The organism is Pseudodonghicola sp. (genome assembly GCF_048268305.1).
GTDB lineage: Bacteria > Pseudomonadota > Alphaproteobacteria > Rhodobacterales > Rhodobacteraceae > Pseudodonghicola.
Genome location: NZ_JBLWVT010000004.1, coordinates 270,849 through 288,063, shown reverse-complemented (window position 1 = coordinate 288,063; position 17,215 = coordinate 270,849). Strand labels below are relative to the sequence as shown.

The window sequence follows — 17,215 nt, the reverse complement described above, 5'->3', positions numbered from 1 at the left end:
GGACCGGTCATGCAGCTTTTCCCCTGCCCCTTCTGCGGTCTGCGCAATGAACGCGAGTTTCATTATATGGCCGAACCGGGCAAGACCCGCCCCGATACCACCGGCGCGATCAGCGCGGCGGATTGGGCCGCCTATCTTTATGACACCAGGAACGAAAAGGGCCGCGTGCGCGAGATCTGGATGCATCTGACCTGCCGCGAGCTTTTCGTGATGGAGCGCGACAGCGTGACGATGGAGGTTCTGGGCAGCACCACGCTCCGCGCCCCCGCCGGGGAGATCGCGGAATGAGCGGCACGCGCGTTTCCAAGGGCGGTCTGATCGACCGCAGCCAATTGCTGCGCTTCCGCTTCGACGGGCGCGATTTCACCGGCCATCCCGGCGATACGCTGGCTTCGGCGCTGCTGGCCAGCGGCGTGCGGGTGATGGGCCGGTCGTTCAAGTACCACCGCCCGCGCGGCGTCTGGGGCGCCTGGTTCGACGATCCCAACGCCGTCTTCAACGTCAGCCTCAAGGGCGACGAACTGCCGAACTGCCCGGCCACCACCACCCCGCTGGTCGACGGGATGGAGGCGCGGGCGGTGAACGCCTGGCCGAATGCCGAAAGCGACATCAAGGGCGGGCTCGACCTGTTCCACCGCTGGCTGGGCGCGGGGTTCTATTACAAGACCTTCATGTGGCCCGACTGGCATCTGTTCGAACCTTCGATCCGCAAGATGGCCGGGCTCGGCGCCGTCGACGGCAAGGTGATCGAGGGCTATGTCGCCGATCAGCTCCACGATCACTGCGACCTCCTCGTCGCCGGTGGCGGCGCGGCCGGGCTGGCGGCAGCGCGGGCGGCGGCCGAGGCCGGGCAATCGGTGGTGCTGGTCGACGACCACGCCACCCTGGGCGGCAGGCTTTATCAGGGCGATGAGCCCATCGAGGGCGAAGAGCCCCGCCAATGGGTCGCCACGCAAGAGGCGGCGATCCGCGCCGCCGGCGGCCGCATCCTCAGCTCCACCACCGTCTACGGCATCTACGACCACGGGCTCGCCGCCCTGGCCGAGGATCGCGGTTTCGCCCGCGCCCCCCGGCTCTGGCGGATGCGGGCCCGGCGCATCCTGATGGCGGCCGGCGGCATGGGGCGCCCGAGCACCTTCGCCGACAACGACCGCCCCGGGGTGATGTCGCTGCAGGGCGCGGCAGAGTTTCTGGGCCGCTACGGCGTGCTGGTGGGCCGCAAGATCGCTGTCCTGTCCAACAATTCCCAATCCGCCCCGATCGTCGCCCGCCTGCGCGCGGCCGGGGCCGAGGTGATCGAGGCCGACCCGACCGAGGGCTCCCTGCGCGCGCTTGGCAGCAAGCGGCTGAATGGCGCGCAGATCGGCGCCCGCAAGATCGACTGCGACACCCTCCTGGTCTCTGGCGGGCTGACGCCCACTGTCCACCTCTGGCGCCATGCCGGCGGCAAGCTGGACTGGAATGCCGAAAAGGCCGCCTTCGTCCCCGGCGCCGCACCCAAACACATGCTGGCCGCGGGCGCCGCGAACGGTACTTTCGATCTGGTGCCTGCGCTGGCCGAGGCCCGCGCGGCGGCCCTTGGCAATACGCCCGAGACCGTTGAATCCCATTATCGCATCAGACCGCTCTGGCCGCAGCCGGGCGCCAAGGGGCGGCAGTGGATCGACTTTCAGCATGACGTCACCCTGAAGGATGTCGAACTGGCAGCGCGGGAAAACTATGTCTCGGTCGAACATCTGAAACGCTATACCACGCTGGGCATGGCGGCCGATCAGGGCAAGACCTCGAACATGGCGGGGCTTGCCGCCATGGCGGCGATCCAGGGCCGGCCGATCCCCGAGGTCGGCACCACCACCTTCCGCCCGCCCTTCGTGCCGGTGCCGATGGAGCTTTATCACGGCACCCGCCGCGGCCAGCTCGTCAACCCGCTGAAACGGCTGGAGCTGGAGACGCAGCATCGCCAGGCCGGTGGCGCCATGTGCGAATATGGCGGCTGGCTGCGGCCCGGCTGGTACGGCGCCGATCAGGATGCCGCCATCCGCGCCGAGGTTCTGGCGGCGCGGCAGGCCGCGGGCGTCTTCGACGGCTCGCCCCTGGGCAAGATCGAGGTCATGGGCCCGGATGCGGCGGCCTTCGTCAACTTCATCTATTACAACACCATCTCCACCCTGAAGCCGGGCCATATCCGCTATGGCTTCATGCTCAGGGAAAACGGGCTGATCCTGGATGACGGGGTGGTCGCCCGGCTGGGGCCGGATCGTTTCCTGATCTCCTGCTCCTCCTCGCATGTGGCGAGTGTCGAGGCGATGCTGGAAAGCTGGCGCCAGGACGGCAACGACCCTGACCGCATCTTCGTGCATGACACCACGCCGCATTGGGCCACGCTCACCCTCACCGGCCCGAAGGCGCGGCAGATCGTGGCGGCGCTCGACACCGGGGTCGATCTGGACGATTTCCCGCATATGACCCTGCGCGAGGGCCAGTTCGACGGCACCGCCCTGCGCATCGCCCGGGTCAGCTTTACCGGCGACGCCAGTTTCGAGCTGTCGCTGCGCGCCGGGAAGGCCGCGACGCTCTGGCAGGCGATCATGGCCGCCGGCGCGCCGCATGGCCTTCGGCCCGTCGGGGTCGAGGCGCTGTCGGTGCTGCGCGCCGAGAAGGGCTTTATCATGGTCGGCAAGGACACCGACGGCGAGACCATGCCGCACGACCTGGGCTTCGGCGTCCCCCGTCAGAAGAAGAAGGCCGCCTTTGTCGGCGACCGGGCGCTGCACAGCGACACCGCCAACGCGCCGAACCGCCGGCAACTGGTCGGGCTGACCCTGCCCGAGGGCGCGCCGCCGCTCGCCACCGGCGCCCATATCGTGACGACCGAGGCCAGGCCGCGGTCGATCGGTTTCGTGACATCGAGCTATTTCAGCCCGACGCTGAACCGGCCGATCGCGCTGGCGCTGCTGGAGCGCGGCAGCGAGCGGATGGGAGACCGGGTCACCCTGCGCCACATGGGCCAGACCGCCACCGCAACCGTGTCAGCGCCCTGCGCGCTGGACCCTGAGGGAGAGCGTTTGAATGCGTGACGACAGCCACAAATGGGACGAGCCGCAGGATCTCTCCGCCCCCCTCACCGGGCCGGGGGTGACGGTCCGCCGCATCGCGCCTGACCGCCAGACCCTGATCAGCGCGCCGGATATCCTGGCCCGCACGCCCGGTGCCATCGGCTGGCCGGACCAGGCGGGCGGCGACAGCTACAGCCTGTGCCTGCGCCGCGACCGGGTGCTCGAGATCAACGGGCCCGCCCGCGCCGATGGCTGGGACGGGCAACAAGCGGTGTCCGATGTCACCGACGGGCTTGCGATCTTCGAGATCACCGGGCCGCGGGCGGTGGATCTGGTCAAGCGCGGGGCAGAGATCTCCGACGCCCTGCCGTCACGCTCCGCCGTGCGGGAGGCCTTCGGGCTGGAGGTGATCCTCTATCGCTGGCACCAGGCGCTGCGCCTGCATGTGGCGCGGACACAGGCCCAGACGCTGCGCAAGCTGCTCGCCGAGCATCTCGCCCTGATGTGACCGCCGCGACGACCGCGCTCAGCGGTCGTCGCTGTGGCTACCGCCACCATAGTCCAGATCACCATCGTCGATCGCCCGCTGCACCGCCCCGGCCACCGCCTCGCGCTGATCGGGCGTCAGATCCTTGGTCTCGCCATCGGCGAGCCGCACGGTGACCTCGCGATGGGCGAACTTGACCCCCTCGCGCGCGAAAAGCTCGCGAATTTCCTCATAGACCCGCTTGCGCACCAGGAACTGATCGCCGGGCTTGGTCATGAACTTGACCCGGATGATCATGGCGCTGTCCTGCATCTCGATCACACCCTGGGATTTCAGCGGCTGGATGAAATTCTCGCCGATCACCGGATCCTCCAGCAACCTTTCGCCCAGTTTCTTGATCAGCTTGCGGACCTTTTCCACGTCGGTGTCATAGGTGACCCTCAGTGGCAGCTTCATGATCACCCAGTCGCGGGAATAGTTGGTCAGCACCTTGATTTCGCCGAAGGGAATGGTGTGCAGCGCGCCCAGATGGTGGCGGAGCTGGAAGGAGCGGACCGAGATCTTCTCGACCGTGCCCTTGACGGTGCCGATGTCGATATACTCGCCCTTGCGAAAGGCGTCGTCGATCAGGAAGAAGGCGCCCGAGAAGATGTCGCGCACCAGCGTCTGCGACCCGAAGCCGACCGCCAGGCCGACCACGCCGGCGCCGGCGAACAGAGGGCTCACGTTGATCCCCAGTTCCATCAGCGCGATCAGCACGATGGAAACCACCACCACCGCCAGGATGGCGCCCCGGAACAGCGGCAGCAGCGTCGCCAGCCGGCTGGCCCCCGCCATGCCGCCCTCGTCGCCCATCTCGGCCGCCTCGCCATCGCCAACCTCTTCGGCGATGCGGGTGTCGATCCAGATCCGGAACAGGTGATAGACGATATACCCGATGAACAGGATCACCATCACGTCGAGCAGGCTTTCGACCGCCGGCATCTTGCGCAGCCGGCTGTTGGCATCCCAGATCAGCACCAGCGCGTAGAAGCCGGCGACAAAGGCCAGGATGCCCGACACCTGCCGGGCAAGCTGCTCATAGGTTTTGATCACCGGACGATGCGCCCGCAACCAGGCTGCGGGCCCCTCCTCACCTTCGGCGATCTCGGCCTCGGTCAGCTCCTCGTTCAGCGCTTCGCGCGAATGGGCGCGGGCGAAATAATGTTCGATGGCATAGTTGATCGCCGCATAGACGATCAGGATCGCCACGAAGCTGGCATAGGCGGAAACGATCGGCGGCAGACCCACCGGCAGCTCCAATACCAACTGATAGGCCAGCCGCAGCCAGGTGAAGATGAAATAGCCCGCCAGCACCGGCGCCCAGAGATAGGACAGCATGCGGGTCAGCCAGGTGACCTCGGCCAGGGAACGGCCGCCCCGAATCGCGTGGTTGATGGCGCCGCCATTGAAGACCAGCATCAGCACGTTGCCGGCCGCCCCCAAAAGCGACAGCGCCCCGAACAGCAGCGCATAGACGTTATAATTCAGCCCGAAATCCCGGATCCAGGTGCTGAAGACCCCAGCGGCGATGTTGAAGGCGGTCAAGCCCGCCGCCCAGTAATACAGCCGCCGCGCCTCGCGATCGGTGAAATGCGGGATCCGGTACTGGCTGAGGAAGGGCGACAGGATCATCCGCCACAGATCCGACACCGTGCGCACCGCGAAGACCGTGGCGAAGATCGCGGTGAAGGTGAACTGAACCGAAAGATCCTCGCTGTAACGGGTGAAAATCATCCCCAGCAGCAGCGCCAGTGCCAGGCTCAGCAGGGTGCCGAGCATCCCCGCAAAGAAGCGGAAGACCAGGAAGGGCATCTTTTCCAGATAGCCCCCCGGCGCTTCCTTCACCCGCGGCACGATGAAGCGCCGCGCGATGTTATAGCCATAGATCCAGGCCACGACCGCATAGCTGAGCGCGATGAACAGGAGGTTCCACAGGAAGACCTCGACATAGGTCGCGATGCGCCCGTCGGGGCTGGTGGCGCGCAGGATAAAGGCGACCTCGTTGAGCGAATTGGGCAGGGCCTTCAACCGGTCCCTCAGCGTCTCGCGGAATTCCTTGATGCGGCCCTGAGCCCTCATCATCGAGGACTCGCCCGCCATCATGTTACGCGCACCGATAGAGACCGCTCCAGTCGCCGTGGCGCCGGTCGCGCCTGCGGTCGCGGCGGCGCCGGCGACCGGGGGGATCGCACCGCCGCTGGCGACCGCCTGCCCCTCGCCATTGACCACCACTACGCTGACGCCCGCCTCTGCCGCCTGTTTCAGCGCCTCGGCCAGGTTGCCAGCCGGTGTCGTCGCGGCAACTTCACTTTCAGTTTTCGCCGTGGCCGCGGATTTCGCCCCGGTGAGCGAAAGCAACGACTGCGCATTTCCCGACAAAGGTGTCAGTGCCAGCAGGCAAAACGCCAGAAACAGTCGTAAGACCATCTTCATCACCCAATTCGCTCCTGCGGCAATCAATTGCGCAGAACGCTACAGGAGCATGTTTTTCATGGCAAACATCCATCTCGCAAAATTGGAGTGTCGCAGAAACCTGTTTGCAATCAGACCCGATTTCACTAGTACGGGGCTGTCCGCCCGCGCCCCGGCCCGCGCGGGCCTACGGAACGAGAGACGGGCTATGGCCAAGCAAGGCAATCAGGACAGGATCGCGGTGCTCGGTCTCGGCTATGTCGGCCTGCCGCTGGCAGTGGCGCTGGCACGGGCTGGGCTCGACACGGTGGGCTTCGACACCGACAGCACCCATATTACGGCCCTCAGGCAGGGCCATGACCGGAACGGCGAGGTTTCGGGCGCCTCGTTGCGCGCGGCGGGGACCCGTTTCGCCGATGATCCGGACGATCTGACGGGCTGCACCGCCTTCATCATCGCGGTGCCCACCCCGATCACCGATGCCAAGACCCCGGATCTTGAGCCGTTGCGCGCCGCCTGCCGCACCATCGCCCCCTATCTGACCAAGGGCGCGATGGTGGTGGTCGAAAGCACCGTCTATCCCGGCGTCACCGAAGAGGTCTGCGGCCCGGTTCTGGCGGCGCTTTCGGGGCTGACGCTTTATGACGACATCAAGCTCGCCTATTCGCCCGAGCGGGTGAACCCGGGCGACGCCGAACATTCGCTGCAGGATGTGGTCAAGATCATCTCCGCCCAGGACGAGGACACGCTCGACCGGGTCGAGGCGCTCTATGCCCCGGTGGTCAAGGCCGGGCTGCACCGGGCCAGCTCGATCATGACGGCCGAGGCCGCCAAGGTGATCGAGAACACCCAGCGCGACCTGAACATCGCACTCGTCAACGAATTCTCGCTGATCTTCTCGCGCCTCGGGCTCGACACGCTGGAGGTGCTGGAAGCGGCGGGGACCAAGTGGAACTTCCTGCCGTTCCGCCCCGGGCTGGTCGGCGGCCATTGCATTGGCGTCGATCCCTATTACCTGACCTATCGCGCCGAGCAATTGGGCTATCACCCCGAGGTGATCCTGGCCGGCCGGCGGATCAACGATCAGATGGGCAAGCATGTGAGCCACGAGCTGATCAAGGCGCTGCTGGCGCGCGGCGCCAATCTGGCCCAGGCCCGGGTTCTGGTGATGGGCTTCACCTTCAAGGAAAACTGCGCCGACACCCGGAACACCCGCGTCGCCGATATCGTGGCCGAGCTTGAAGCCTATTCGATGTGCCCCGATGTCTATGACCCCTGGGTCGATTCCAGCATCGTCACCCGCGAATATGGGATCACCCCTATCGCCATGCCCGAAACCGGTGCCTATGATGCCATCATCGTGGCCGTGGCGCATAAGGAATTCACCGACATGGGTAGCGCGGCCATTCGCGCCTTGGGAAAACCGGGGGCGGTTTTGTACGATATCAAAGGTATTTTCGGCAAGTCGGGCGCGGACCTGAGACTGTGACAGCATGACAACCGGCAGGACATATCAGGGCCAGCGATTGCGCGGGGATCGCGCGCCGCGCGTGATGCTCTACAGCCATGACACCTTCGGGCTGGGCCATCTGCGCCGCTCGCGCGCGCTGGCCGGCGCGATCACCTGCGCCGCCCCCGACGCCTCGGCGCTGATCCTGACCGGATCGCCGGTGGCGGGACGCTTCGCCTTTCCCCGTCGGGTCGATCACGTCCGCCTTCCCGGCGTCACCAAGCGCAGCGACGGATCCTATGTGGCCCAGACGCTTGGCATGGATATCGAGGAGATCACCGAGCTGCGCGCCGCGCTGATCGAGACTTCGGCCCGGCAATACGACCCCGACGTGCTGATCGTCGACAAGGAACCGACCGGCTTTCGCGGCGAACTGCTGCCGACGCTCGATTTCCTGCGGGCGGCAGGGCGGGCCAAGCTGGTGCTCGGCTTGCGCGACGTGCTGGATGATCCCGCGCTGCTCTCCGTCGAATGGGAGCGCAAGGGCGCGATCGAGGTGACGCGGGACTATTACGACGAAATCTGGGTCTATGGGCTGCGTGAATTCTATGATCCGGTGGCCGGGCTGAACCTTGGCCCCAGCGTGCGATCGCGCATGCATTGGACCGGCTATCTGCGCCGCGAGCTGGGCGAAAGCGCCCCGGCACCGCTGGCCGACCCCTATATCCTGATCACCCCCGGCGGCGGCGGCGACGGCGAATTCATGGTCGATCTGGTGCTGTCGGCCTATGAGCGCGACCCCGATCTCGGCCCTCATGCGGTGATCGTCTATGGCCCCTTCCTGTCGGGCGACACACGCGCGGAATTCGAGGCCCGCGTCGCCCGCCTGGGCGGCCGGGTCAGCGCGGTGGGCTTCGAGTCGCAGATCGAGCCGCTGTTCGCCAATGCCCAGGGCGTGGTCTGCATGGGCGGCTATAATACCTTCTGCGAGGTGCTCTCCTTCGACCGCCGGGCGGTGATCGTGCCCCGCACCACCCCCCGGCTCGAGCAATGGCTGCGCGCCTCCCGCGCCGAGGAGCTGGGGCTGGTGCGGATGCTGGAGGATGGCCGCGACGGTCTGACGGTCGAGGCGATGATCCGCGCCATCCGTGATCTGCCGAACCAGCCGCTGCCGTCGCAGGCGACCGCCGGCGGCCGGCTGTCGGGGCTGCTCGACGGGCTCGATTACGTTACCCGGCGGGTCACCGCCCTGCTTGAGCTGCAACCGGGACAGGCCGCCGAATGACCGACACCCCCCCGCCGCTCGCCATCGTGGTGAAGGGCTGGCCACGGCTGTCGGAAACCTTCATCGCCCAGGAACTCGTCGCGCTGGAGGAGGCCGGACTGCAGTTCGACATCTGGTCGCTGCGCCACCCCACCGACACCAAGCGCCACCCGCTGCACGAACGGCTCAGGGCAAAGGTGCGCTATCTGCCGGAATACCTCTATGACGATCCCGCCCGCGTCGGCCGGGCCCGCGAGATCGCCCGCACCCTGCCCGGCTACCAGCAGGCCTATGCGGTCTGGCGCGCCGATCTGCGCCGGGACGAGACCCACAACCGCATCCGCCGCTTCGGTCAGGCCTGCGTTCTGGCCGCCGAACTGCCCGAGGGCACCCGCGGCCTTTATTCCCATTTCCTGCATACCCCGAGTTCGGTTGCCCGCTATGCCGCGATCATGCGTGGGCTGCCCTGGAGCTATTCGGCCCACGCCAAGGATATCTGGACCTCGCCCGAGTGGGAAAAGCGCGAGAAACTGGCGGGCCCCCATGCCGCCCTCTTCGGCGCCACCTGCACCGCCTATGGCGCCCGCCATCTGCGCGACCTGGCAGGCGATCCGACCAAGGTCGATCTGATCTATCACGGGCTCGACCTGTCGCGCTTCCCAACGCCGCCGGAACGGCCCCTGCGCGCGACCGGCGCACCGCTGCGCCTGCTGTCGGTCGGCCGGCTGGTCGAGAAAAAGGGGTTCGACCGGCTGATCGCCGCCCTCGCCCTCCTGCCCGACGACATCGACTGGCGCTGGACCCATATCGGCGGCGGAGACCTGGGCCCCCGGCTGGCGGCCGAGGCCGAAACCTTCCGCATCGCCGATCGGATCGACTGGCGCGGCCCCTGCGACCAGCCCGAGGTGATCGCCGCGATGCGCGCGGCCGACATTTTCGTCCTGCCCAGCCGCATCGCCCAGGACGGCGACCGCGACGGGCTGCCCAACGTGCTGATGGAAGCGGCCTCTCAGCTGCTGCCGATCATCTCCACCGCCGTCGCCGCGATCCCTGAGTTCATCGACAACGGCACCCAGGGCCTGTTGGCCGAGGACGATGCCGAGGCGCTGGCCCAGGCGATCACCACCCTTGCCCGCGATCCGGCGCAGGCGGCACGCATGGCCGGGGCGGCACGCGACAGGCTCCTGGCGGAATTCACCATGCAGCCCGGCATTGACCGCTTGGCGGCGAAGCTGCGCCAGATGCTCGCCCTCCCCACCCCATGACCCGCGTCGCCTTTTACGCGCCGATGAAACCGCCCGATGATCCCACGCCCTCGGGCGATCGGGAAATGGCGCGCAGCCTGATCGCCGCCATCGGCGCGAAGGGCACGCGGGTCGAGGTGGTCTCCGACCTCAAGCTGCACGAAAAGGCCGGCGACCCGGCCCGGCAAGCGGTGCTGCGCCAGCAGGCTGAGGCCGAGGTTGCCCGGCTGACCAAGGCGTTGCGGCGCGACCGCCCGGAGCTCTGGGTCACCTACCACAATTACTACAAGGCGCCCGACCTGATCGGCCCGGCGGTCTGCGCCGCCCTCAACCTGCCTTACGTCCAGATCGAATCCACCCGCGCCCGGAAGCGGCTGACCGGCCCCTGGGCCGACTTCGCCCAGGCGGCGGAAGCGGCCTGCGATGCCGCCCAGGTGATCTTCTATCTCACCGCCAACGACCTGATCACGCTGGAGCGTCACCGCGCCCCCGGCCAGCGGCTGATCCCGCTGCCGCCCTTCCTGCCGACCGACAGCCTGCCCCCGGCCTCCGCCTGCGACGGGCCGATGCTGACGGCGGGCATGATGCGACCGGGTGACAAGCTCGCCTCCTATACCATCCTGGCGGAAACGCTCAGCTATCTGCCCGGCGACTGGCGGTTGGAGATCGCCGGCGACGGCCCGGCGCGGACCGAGGTCGCGGCATTGATGGCCCGCTTCGGCGACCGCGTGCGCTTTCTGGGCCAGCTCGACCGCGAGAGGCTGACCAGGGCCTATGCCCGCGCCAGCCTCTTCCTTTGGCCCGGCGTGAACGAGGCTTTCGGCATGGTCTATCTCGAGGCGCAGGCGGCCGGCCTGCCGGTGGTGGCGCAGGACCGCCCCGGGGTGCGCGACGTGCTGCTGCCCGGCGATTACCCGACACCCGAGGATGGCCCCCAAGCGCTTGCCGCGCGCCTCGCCCCGCTGCTCGCCGACCCCGCACTGCGCCGCGCCCGGGGGGCTGAGGCCCGCGCGATGATCGCCCGCACCCACCTGCAACCCGCCGCCACCGACCGCTTCTGGTCCGCGATCGCCCCGCTGCTGGAGGCCCCCGCATGATCCGCCTTGCCCTTCTCCGCCACGGGCATACCGACTGGAACCGCCAGGGCCGCATTCAGGGCGCCAGCGACATCCCGCTGGATGATGAGGCGCGCGCCGGCCTTGCCGCCCTGCGCCTGCCGAACGACTGGGCCACCGCCGAACTCTGGTCCAGCCCGCTGAAACGCGCCACAGAGACCGCCGAACTCGTCACCCGCCGCGCCCCCCGCCGCGCCCCCGAGCTGGTCGAGATGAACTGGGGCGACTGGGAGGGGCAGCGCGGGCTCGACCTGCTCGCCACCCCCGGCAGCGGCTTTCGCCATATCGAGGATTGGGGCTGGGACTATCACGCGCCGGGGGGCGAGACCCCGCGCGATCTCTGGACCCGGCTCAAGCCCTGGCTGGCCCGCCTCGACCGCGACGCGCTGGCGGTCTGCCATATCGGGGTGATGCGGGTGCTGCTGGCGCGCGCCCATGGCTGGGATTTCGCCGGCCCCGCCCCCTTCAAGATCAAGCGCAACCGGCTCTATGTCCTGCGGCTTGAGGGCGAGACCCTCACCCCCGAGGGCGATCCGATCCGGCTGATCCCGCTGGAGGGCGCGGCATGAAGGTGATGATCGTCGTCACCCATCTGCTCGGCACCGGGCATCTGTCCCGCGCGCTGACGCTGGGCCGGGCCTTTCACGCGGCGGGGGATGAGGTTCTGATCGTCTCCGGCGGCCGTCCGGCGCCGCATCTGGACCGGGCTCACCTCGGCTGGCTGCAACTGCCGCCGCTGGCCTCGGACGGGGTGGATTTCACCCGGCTGCTCGACGACCAAGACCAAGCGGCCGGCGCCGGCTATCTCGAGGCCCGCCTGACCGAGCTGCGCCGCGCGCTTGCCAGTTTCGCCCCCGACGTGCTGATCACCGAGCTGTTCCCCTTCGGTCGCCGCAGCCTCGCCGACGAATTCCTGACCCTGCTCGAGGCCAGCCGCGAACTGCGCCGCCGGCCGCTCGTGCTGGCCTCGATCCGCGATATCCTGGCGCCGCCCTCGAAGCCGAAGAAGGCCGACCGCGCCGAGGCGATCGTGACCGAATTCTACGACGCCGTGCTGGTCCATTCCGACGCCGCCGCCACCACGCTCGACCGAAGCTGGCCGGTGACGCCGGCGCTGGCGGCGAAACTGCGCTATACCGGCTATGTCGCGCCGCCCGCGCCGCTGCCCCATCCGGAGGGTGCAGGCACGGGGGAAATCCTGATCAGCGCCGGCGGTGGCGCGGTGGGCGATCCGATCTTTCACGCGGCGCTCGCCGCGGCGCGGCTGACCCCCGATCTGACCTGGCGCCTGCTGGTCGGCGGCCAGGATCCCGCGCGCCTCGCCGCCTTGCGGGCCAAGGCCCCGGCCAATGCAAGGGTTGAACCGGCGCGCCCCGATTTCCGCCAGATGTTGCTGCTGGCAGCGGCCTCGGTCAGCATGTGCGGCTATAACACCGCGATGGATCTGCTGCAGGCCGGAACGCCTTCGGTGCTGATCCCCTTCGACGCCGGCAAGGAGGTCGAACAGGGGCTCAGGGCCGCAAGCCTCGCCACCCTGCCCGGTGTTGCGGTGCTGCCCGCCGCCGAGCTGACGCCCGCGCGCCTGGCCGACACGCTCGCCACCGTCATCGCCGCCGGTCCGCGCCGCGACGCCGCGCTGCAATTTGACGGCGCCGCCCGATCCGTGGCACTCGCCCATCAGATGGCAAAGGCAAGCGCATGACCCCGGACTGGACCCCGCTCGATCAGGAACTCGACCGTTGGCGCGATCAGGGGCTGACCCTGCCGCTCTGGTGGCGCGACGACGACGCCATCGCCCCCACGCCGCAGCTCGACCAGCTCGCAGCCCTCGCGGCAGAGGTTGGCCTGCCGGTCCACCTCGCCGTGATCCCGGCCCGCGTCAGCCCGGCGCTGGCACAGGGTCTGCCGCCGCAGCTGGTCCCCGTGGTCCATGGCTGGGCGCATCAGAACCACGCCCCCGCGGGCGAGAAAAAGGCCGAATTCGGCGCCCACCGCCCGCTGTCCGACATGGCAATCGAGGCGCGCGACGGGCTCACCCGGCTGCAAGCCCTCTTCGGTCCCACCCTGCGGCCCCTCTTCGTGCCGCCCTGGAACCGCATCGCCCCCGAGATGACCGCAACCCTGCCGGCGCTCGGCTACCCTGTGATCTCCACCTTCACCCCGCGCAAGGCGCCCTTCGCCGCCCCGGGGCTCAGCCAGATCAACACTCATCTCGACCCGATCGACTGGCGCGGCAGCCGCTCGCTCGCCGCGCCAGAGCGGCTGATCGACCAGATCGCCCGCCAGCTTGCCGACCGCCGCGAGGGCCGCGCCGACGCGGCCGAGCCTTACGGAATTCTCACCCATCATCTGGTCCATGATACGGCCATCTGGGACTTCACCGCCGCGCTGCTGGCGCGACTGATGCAAGGACCGATCAGCCGCTGGACCGCCCCCAAAGACCCGGAGACCGAAGAATGAGCCGACTGGATTCCATGCTGCGCCGCCTTGCCGCGCAACGCGACGGGTTGAACTGGGCCGCCGAACAGATCGGCCCCCTGCCCGGCGATGTGGTCGATCTCGGCCTCGGCAACGGGCGCACCTATGATCACCTGCGCGAAATCCTGCCCGACCGCCGCATCTGGGTGGTCGACCGGGTGCTGCAATGTCACCCCTCCTGCACCCCGCCCGAGGCGGACTTCCTGCAGGGCGAGGCCGAACCGATGCTGCGCAAGCTCGTCGAGAGCGGCCACAAGATCGCGCTGGCGCATTACGACTTCGGCTTCGGCATCAAGGAAAAGGACGTGGCCGAGGCGGCGCGGCTGTCGCCGCTGATCGCGCAGATCATGACCCCCGGCGGGCTGATCGTCTCGGGCCAGCCGCTGGTGGGCTTCGATCCGCTTCAGGGCCCCGAAACCATCGCGCCCGATCGCTACATGTTCTATCGCGCCTGATCCCGAGCGTCGAACAGGCGGGGCGGTCAACAGGCTCCCCCCGCCCCTGCCTTTTTCTAGCTCAAAATATCCCCGCCGGAGGCACGCGCCCCGAAAGGGGCGCGTTCAGGTCACGCCACCCGACGCCCCTGCACCCAGACCGATTGCAGCGCCGGCACCTCGCCGCGCAGGCGGAAGCGGATCAGATCGGCCCGCTTGCCCTCCACCAGCTCGCCACGATCGTCCAGCCCGGCGGCCGCCGCTGGGGTGCGCGTCACCGTCGCGATCCCACGCGCCAGATCGCCCCAAAGGCTCCCCAACCGCACGGCAGACAGCAGCAGCGCCGCCGGCACGTAATCCGACGACACGATGTCCAGCAGCCCAAGCTCGGCCAGCTCGGCAGCCGCGACATTGCCGGAATGCGACCCGCCGCGCACCAGGTTCGGCGCCCCCATGATCACCTTGATACCGTGCTCATGGCAGGCCCGCGCCGCCTCCACCGTGGTGGGGAATTCCGCCAGACGGATACCATAGGAGGCCGAGGTCGCCACCTGCTCGGCCGTGGTGTCGTCGTGGCTCGCCAGCACCGCGCCGAACCGCGCCGCCTCGGCCACGACACCCTGCTCATGCGCCTCGCCCAGACGGTCGCGCAGCGCCTTGAGCTGGGCGACATGCTGAAGGAAGTCGTCATCGCTCATCGCGTGCTTGCCCTTCATGTATTGTTCCAGCTTGGAGATATCGCGGAACTGCCGCTGCCCCGGCGTGTGGTCCATCAGGCTGACCAGACGCACCCTGTCCGCCTCGCCGAATTCGGCCAACTCCTCCAGCAGGGTTTCCGAACAGACCTCGGAACGCAGGTGCAGAAAATGGCTGATCTTCAGCATATCGGCGGCGCGCAGCTCCATCAGCTCGGTCGCCAGCTGCCGGGCGTATTTCAGATAGCGCCCCTTGCCGTTGGGGATCGAGCCCACCCGCATCGCGTCAAAGACCGTGGTGATGCCGGTGCCGGCCAGTTCGGCATCATGCGCCAGCATCGCCGCCGCATGCGGCCAGTCGACCTTGGGGCGCGGCTGGATATGGCGTTCCAGGTTGTCGGTGTGCAGCTCGATCAAGCCGGGGGCGAGATAGTCGCCACCGCAATCCACCGCACCCGCGGGCACTGACGCACCGCTGTCGATGGCGGCGATCCGGCCATCGACCAGTTTCACGCTGCCCTGCACCACTTCGTCGGGCAGAACCAGCAAGGCATTGGCAAGATGTAATTCTTCTGTCATCTGATCATCGCATTCTCTGGGGACAGGACTGCCAGCCGAGGCCGACATGGAATTCAAACGTTACGCCATCTATTACGCTCCGCCCGCCGCGGCGGATTGGAGCCGCTTCGCCACCCGATGGCTGGGCTGGGATATGGAGACGGGCGCCGAGGCGGCGCATCCGCAGGTGGCGGGCCTGCCGCTGCCGGTGGCCGAAATCACCGCGACGCCGCGCAAATACGGGCTGCATGCCACCATCAAGCCGCCGTTCCGTCTGGCCGGGGGCATGACCCGCGCAGGGCTGGAAACCGCCTGCGCCGATCTCTGCGCCACCCTGGCGCCGCTGGATTTCGACGGGCTGGCGCTGTCGCGACTGGGCCGGTTCCTGGCGCTGCGCCCCACCGGCGATCAGATCGCGCTGAGCACCTTGGCCGCCCGCGCGGTCGAAGCGCTCGACCCCTTCCGCGCGCCGGCGCCCGAGGCGGAACTGGCCCGCCGCCGTGCCGCCGGCCTCAGCCCGGCGCAGGAAGACAACCTGCTGCGCTGGGGCTATCCTTATGTGATGGAGGAGTTCCGCTTTCACATCACCCTGACCGGCAAGCTCTCCAAGGATGATCTGCCGGCGGTCGAGGATGCGCTCGCGCGCGATCTGGGCCCGCTGCTGCCCATGCCCTTCGCGATCCCCGATCTGGCCCTGATGGGCGAGGATGACAGCGGCCGCTTCCATCTGATCCACCGCTACGCGCTCTCTGGCTGAAGCAGGGCCAGGGCGGCGGTGACCGTCGCCTCCAGCGCGCCGCTGTTGTCCAGCGTGATGACGCGCGGCAGCCCCCCGGGCAGCGGTGCCGCCGCCCGGGTCAGCCGGCGGGCGCGATCCTCGGCATCCTCGCGGCCACGCGCGGCCAGGCGCCGCGCCAAGACCTCGGGATCGGCGGTCAGCGACAGCACGATCAGCCCGGGAAACCGCGCCTGCGCCCCGGTCAGAACCCCACGCGACAGGTTCACCAGCACCCCACGCGCCCCGGCGCGCAAGGCTTCGATCTCTGCCGGGATGCCATAGGCCAGCCCATGGGCGCGCCAGCTCAGCGCGAAACCACCCGCCGCCTCCATCCGTTCGAAGGCCTCGAGAGCCACCCCGGTAAAGGCCTCGCCGCCCGCCTCCTCCGGTCGGGTGATCACCCGCCGCTGGATGCGATAGCCCGCCTCTCGCGCGACAAGCGCCTCCATCACGCTGTCCTTGCCGACCCCGGAGGGGCCGACGACCGCGATCACCGGCGCCGGGGCGAGCGTGTCGCTCATGCCGCCACCTTAGGGGTGAAGCCCGAGACATCGACCGCCCGGTCACAGACCCGCGCCCGCGCCTCGGCATCGTGGAAAATGCCGACAATGGCGGCGCCGCGCGCCTTGGCGGCCTCGATCAGCTCCAGCACCACTTCGCGGTTGACCGGGTCGAGGCTGGCGGTCGGCTCGTCCAGCAGCATCGCCGGATATTCATGCGCGAAGCCGCGCGCGATATTGACCCGCTGCTGCTCGCCGCCCGAAAAGGTCGTGGGGCTGAGCGCCCACAGCCGTTCGGGGATGTTCAGACGCGCCAAAAGCTCCGCCGCCCGCGCCCGCGCGCGATCCTCGGCCACCCCCAGCGCCAGCAGCGGTTCGGCCACCACATCCAGCGTCGGCACCCGCGGCACCACCCGCAGGAACTGGCTGACATAGCCCAAGACCTCGCGCCGCAGCTGGATGATCTCGCGCGGCTCGGCCCGGGCGACATCGACGCCACCCACCAGAATCTGCCCCTGGTTGGCACGGTAATTGCCATAGATCATCCGCATCAGGGTCGACTTCCCCGCCCCCGAGGCGCCGGTCAGCGCCACGCAGTCTCCGGGCAGAACCTCCAGCGCCGCGCCCTCCATCACCGGGATCACCGCGCTGCCCTGATTGTGCAGCACGAAACTCTTGCCGACGCCGGACAGCGCGATCATC

The 17,215-nt window shown here is 68.5% G+C and carries 16 protein-coding genes; 12 read left to right on the top strand and 4 right to left on the bottom strand.

What is annotated here, in order from left to right; all coding sequences use genetic code 11:
• The first annotated feature begins 9 nt into the window (after positions 1-9).
• From ACN0V4_RS09525 to ACN0V4_RS09515, 3 genes are read left to right on the top strand one after another with little or no spacing between them, the layout of a single operon-like run.
• Positions 10-288 (top strand): sarcosine oxidase subunit delta, encoded by a 279-nt coding sequence (locus tag ACN0V4_RS09525; protein ID WP_417675395.1) that lies wholly within the window; start codon positions 10-12, stop codon positions 286-288.
• A complete protein-coding gene (locus ACN0V4_RS09520) occupies positions 285-3,077 on the top strand; it encodes a 2Fe-2S iron-sulfur cluster-binding protein (RefSeq protein WP_417675393.1) in 2,793 nt (930 codons plus the stop codon). The genes ACN0V4_RS09525 and ACN0V4_RS09520 overlap by 4 nt, the downstream gene beginning before the upstream one ends.
• The gene (locus ACN0V4_RS09515) at positions 3,070-3,564 is read left to right on the top strand and encodes a hypothetical protein (RefSeq protein ID WP_417675391.1); all 495 of its coding nucleotides are present in this window, start codon (positions 3,070-3,072) and stop codon (positions 3,562-3,564) included. The genes ACN0V4_RS09520 and ACN0V4_RS09515 overlap by 8 nt, the downstream gene beginning before the upstream one ends.
• An 18-nt stretch (positions 3,565-3,582) precedes the next feature.
• Here ACN0V4_RS09515 and ACN0V4_RS09510 read toward each other — a convergent pair whose 3' ends face one another.
• Complete coding sequence (locus tag ACN0V4_RS09510) at positions 3,583-6,018, bottom strand: mechanosensitive ion channel family protein (RefSeq protein ID WP_417675389.1); 2,436 nt, start codon at positions 6,016-6,018, stop codon at positions 3,583-3,585.
• Between the two features lie 187 nt (positions 6,019-6,205).
• Between ACN0V4_RS09510 and ACN0V4_RS09505 the strand changes: the two genes are divergently transcribed.
• Genes ACN0V4_RS09505 through ACN0V4_RS09470 form a run of 8 tightly spaced genes read left to right on the top strand, consistent with a single transcriptional unit; the run spans position 6,206 to position 14,003 of the window.
• Positions 6,206-7,486 carry a nucleotide sugar dehydrogenase gene (locus ACN0V4_RS09505; protein WP_417675387.1) on the top strand — a complete coding sequence of 427 codons (1,281 nt, stop codon included), beginning with the start codon at positions 6,206-6,208 and terminating at the stop codon, positions 7,484-7,486.
• Positions 7,487-7,490: 4 nt separating this feature from the next.
• A complete protein-coding gene (locus ACN0V4_RS09500) occupies positions 7,491-8,732 on the top strand; it encodes a glycosyltransferase family protein (RefSeq protein ID WP_417675385.1) in 1,242 nt (413 codons plus the stop codon).
• Entirely contained in the window at positions 8,729-9,976 is a 1,248-nt protein-coding gene (locus ACN0V4_RS09495) for a glycosyltransferase family 4 protein (RefSeq protein ID WP_417675383.1), read from the top strand. The genes ACN0V4_RS09500 and ACN0V4_RS09495 overlap by 4 nt, the downstream gene beginning before the upstream one ends.
• Positions 9,973-11,052, top strand: coding sequence for a glycosyltransferase family 4 protein (locus ACN0V4_RS09490; RefSeq protein WP_417675381.1), 1,080 nt, complete (start codon positions 9,973-9,975; stop codon positions 11,050-11,052). Before ACN0V4_RS09495 ends, ACN0V4_RS09490 begins: the two co-directional genes overlap by 4 nt.
• Positions 11,049-11,639 carry a histidine phosphatase family protein gene (locus ACN0V4_RS09485; protein ID WP_417675379.1) on the top strand — a complete coding sequence of 197 codons (591 nt, stop codon included), beginning with the start codon at positions 11,049-11,051 and terminating at the stop codon, positions 11,637-11,639. The genes ACN0V4_RS09490 and ACN0V4_RS09485 overlap by 4 nt, the downstream gene beginning before the upstream one ends.
• Positions 11,636-12,772, top strand: a complete 1,137-nt coding sequence (locus ACN0V4_RS09480; RefSeq protein WP_417675377.1) for a glycosyltransferase family protein — start codon at positions 11,636-11,638, stop codon at positions 12,770-12,772. Before ACN0V4_RS09485 ends, ACN0V4_RS09480 begins: the two co-directional genes overlap by 4 nt.
• Positions 12,769-13,530 (top strand): polysaccharide deacetylase family protein, encoded by a 762-nt coding sequence (locus ACN0V4_RS09475; RefSeq protein ID WP_417675375.1) that lies wholly within the window; start codon positions 12,769-12,771, stop codon positions 13,528-13,530. The genes ACN0V4_RS09480 and ACN0V4_RS09475 overlap by 4 nt, the downstream gene beginning before the upstream one ends.
• A complete protein-coding gene (locus ACN0V4_RS09470; protein WP_417675373.1) occupies positions 13,527-14,003 on the top strand; it encodes a class I SAM-dependent methyltransferase in 477 nt (158 codons plus the stop codon). The genes ACN0V4_RS09475 and ACN0V4_RS09470 overlap by 4 nt, the downstream gene beginning before the upstream one ends.
• Positions 14,004-14,113: 110 nt before the next feature.
• On the opposite strand, the gene ACN0V4_RS09465 is transcribed toward ACN0V4_RS09470, so the two are convergent.
• Positions 14,114-15,256 (bottom strand): alpha-D-ribose 1-methylphosphonate 5-triphosphate diphosphatase, encoded by a 1,143-nt coding sequence (locus ACN0V4_RS09465; RefSeq protein WP_417675371.1) that lies wholly within the window; start codon positions 15,254-15,256, stop codon positions 14,114-14,116.
• Between the two features lie 46 nt (positions 15,257-15,302).
• Here ACN0V4_RS09465 and ACN0V4_RS09460 point away from each other — a divergent pair, with 46 nt between their 5' ends.
• Entirely contained in the window at positions 15,303-15,992 is a 690-nt protein-coding gene (locus tag ACN0V4_RS09460) for a DUF1045 domain-containing protein (RefSeq protein WP_417675369.1), read from the top strand.
• On the opposite strand, the gene phnN is transcribed toward ACN0V4_RS09460, so the two are convergent.
• Together phnN and phnL are read right to left on the bottom strand one after the other, a co-directional pair.
• On the bottom strand, positions 15,974-16,534 hold the full coding sequence (gene phnN / locus ACN0V4_RS09455; RefSeq protein WP_417675367.1) for a phosphonate metabolism protein/1,5-bisphosphokinase (PRPP-forming) PhnN: 561 nt from the start codon (positions 16,532-16,534) through the stop codon (positions 15,974-15,976). The two genes, ACN0V4_RS09460 and phnN, sit on opposite strands and share 19 nt — an antisense overlap.
• On the bottom strand, positions 16,531-17,214 hold the full coding sequence (phnL, locus tag ACN0V4_RS09450; RefSeq protein ID WP_417675692.1) for a phosphonate C-P lyase system protein PhnL: 684 nt from the start codon (positions 17,212-17,214) through the stop codon (positions 16,531-16,533). Before phnL ends, phnN begins: the two co-directional genes overlap by 4 nt.
• Position 17,215: the final 1 nt, after the last annotated feature.

Excerpts from the sequence above, each read along its gene's own strand:
- ACN0V4_RS09510 (WP_417675389.1), bottom strand. The coding sequence starts at position 6,018 with ATGAAGATGGTCTTACGACTGTTTCTGGCGTTTTGCCTGCTGGCACTG.
- ACN0V4_RS09525 (WP_417675395.1), top strand. The coding sequence starts at position 10 with ATGCAGCTTTTCCCCTGCCCCTTCTGCGGTCTGCGCAATGAACGCGAG.
- ACN0V4_RS09495 (WP_417675383.1), top strand. The coding sequence starts at position 8,729 with ATGACCGACACCCCCCCGCCGCTCGCCATCGTGGTGAAGGGCTGGCCA.
- ACN0V4_RS09520 (WP_417675393.1), top strand. The coding sequence starts at position 285 with ATGAGCGGCACGCGCGTTTCCAAGGGCGGTCTGATCGACCGCAGCCAA.
- ACN0V4_RS09505 (WP_417675387.1), top strand. The coding sequence starts at position 6,206 with ATGGCCAAGCAAGGCAATCAGGACAGGATCGCGGTGCTCGGTCTCGGC.
- ACN0V4_RS09480 (WP_417675377.1), top strand. The coding sequence starts at position 11,636 with ATGAAGGTGATGATCGTCGTCACCCATCTGCTCGGCACCGGGCATCTG.
- ACN0V4_RS09465 (WP_417675371.1), bottom strand. The coding sequence starts at position 15,256 with ATGACAGAAGAATTACATCTTGCCAATGCCTTGCTGGTTCTGCCCGAC.
- ACN0V4_RS09500 (WP_417675385.1), top strand. The coding sequence starts at position 7,491 with ATGACAACCGGCAGGACATATCAGGGCCAGCGATTGCGCGGGGATCGC.
- phnL (WP_417675692.1), bottom strand. The coding sequence starts at position 17,214 with ATGATCGCGCTGTCCGGCGTCGGCAAGAGTTTCGTGCTGCACAATCAG.
- ACN0V4_RS09475 (WP_417675375.1), top strand. The coding sequence starts at position 12,769 with ATGACCCCGGACTGGACCCCGCTCGATCAGGAACTCGACCGTTGGCGC.
- phnN (WP_417675367.1), bottom strand. The coding sequence starts at position 16,534 with ATGAGCGACACGCTCGCCCCGGCGCCGGTGATCGCGGTCGTCGGCCCC.
- ACN0V4_RS09470 (WP_417675373.1), top strand. The coding sequence starts at position 13,527 with ATGAGCCGACTGGATTCCATGCTGCGCCGCCTTGCCGCGCAACGCGAC.
- ACN0V4_RS09515 (WP_417675391.1), top strand. The coding sequence starts at position 3,070 with ATGCGTGACGACAGCCACAAATGGGACGAGCCGCAGGATCTCTCCGCC.
- ACN0V4_RS09490 (WP_417675381.1), top strand. The coding sequence starts at position 9,973 with ATGACCCGCGTCGCCTTTTACGCGCCGATGAAACCGCCCGATGATCCC.
- ACN0V4_RS09460 (WP_417675369.1), top strand. The coding sequence starts at position 15,303 with ATGGAATTCAAACGTTACGCCATCTATTACGCTCCGCCCGCCGCGGCG.
- ACN0V4_RS09485 (WP_417675379.1), top strand. The coding sequence starts at position 11,049 with ATGATCCGCCTTGCCCTTCTCCGCCACGGGCATACCGACTGGAACCGC.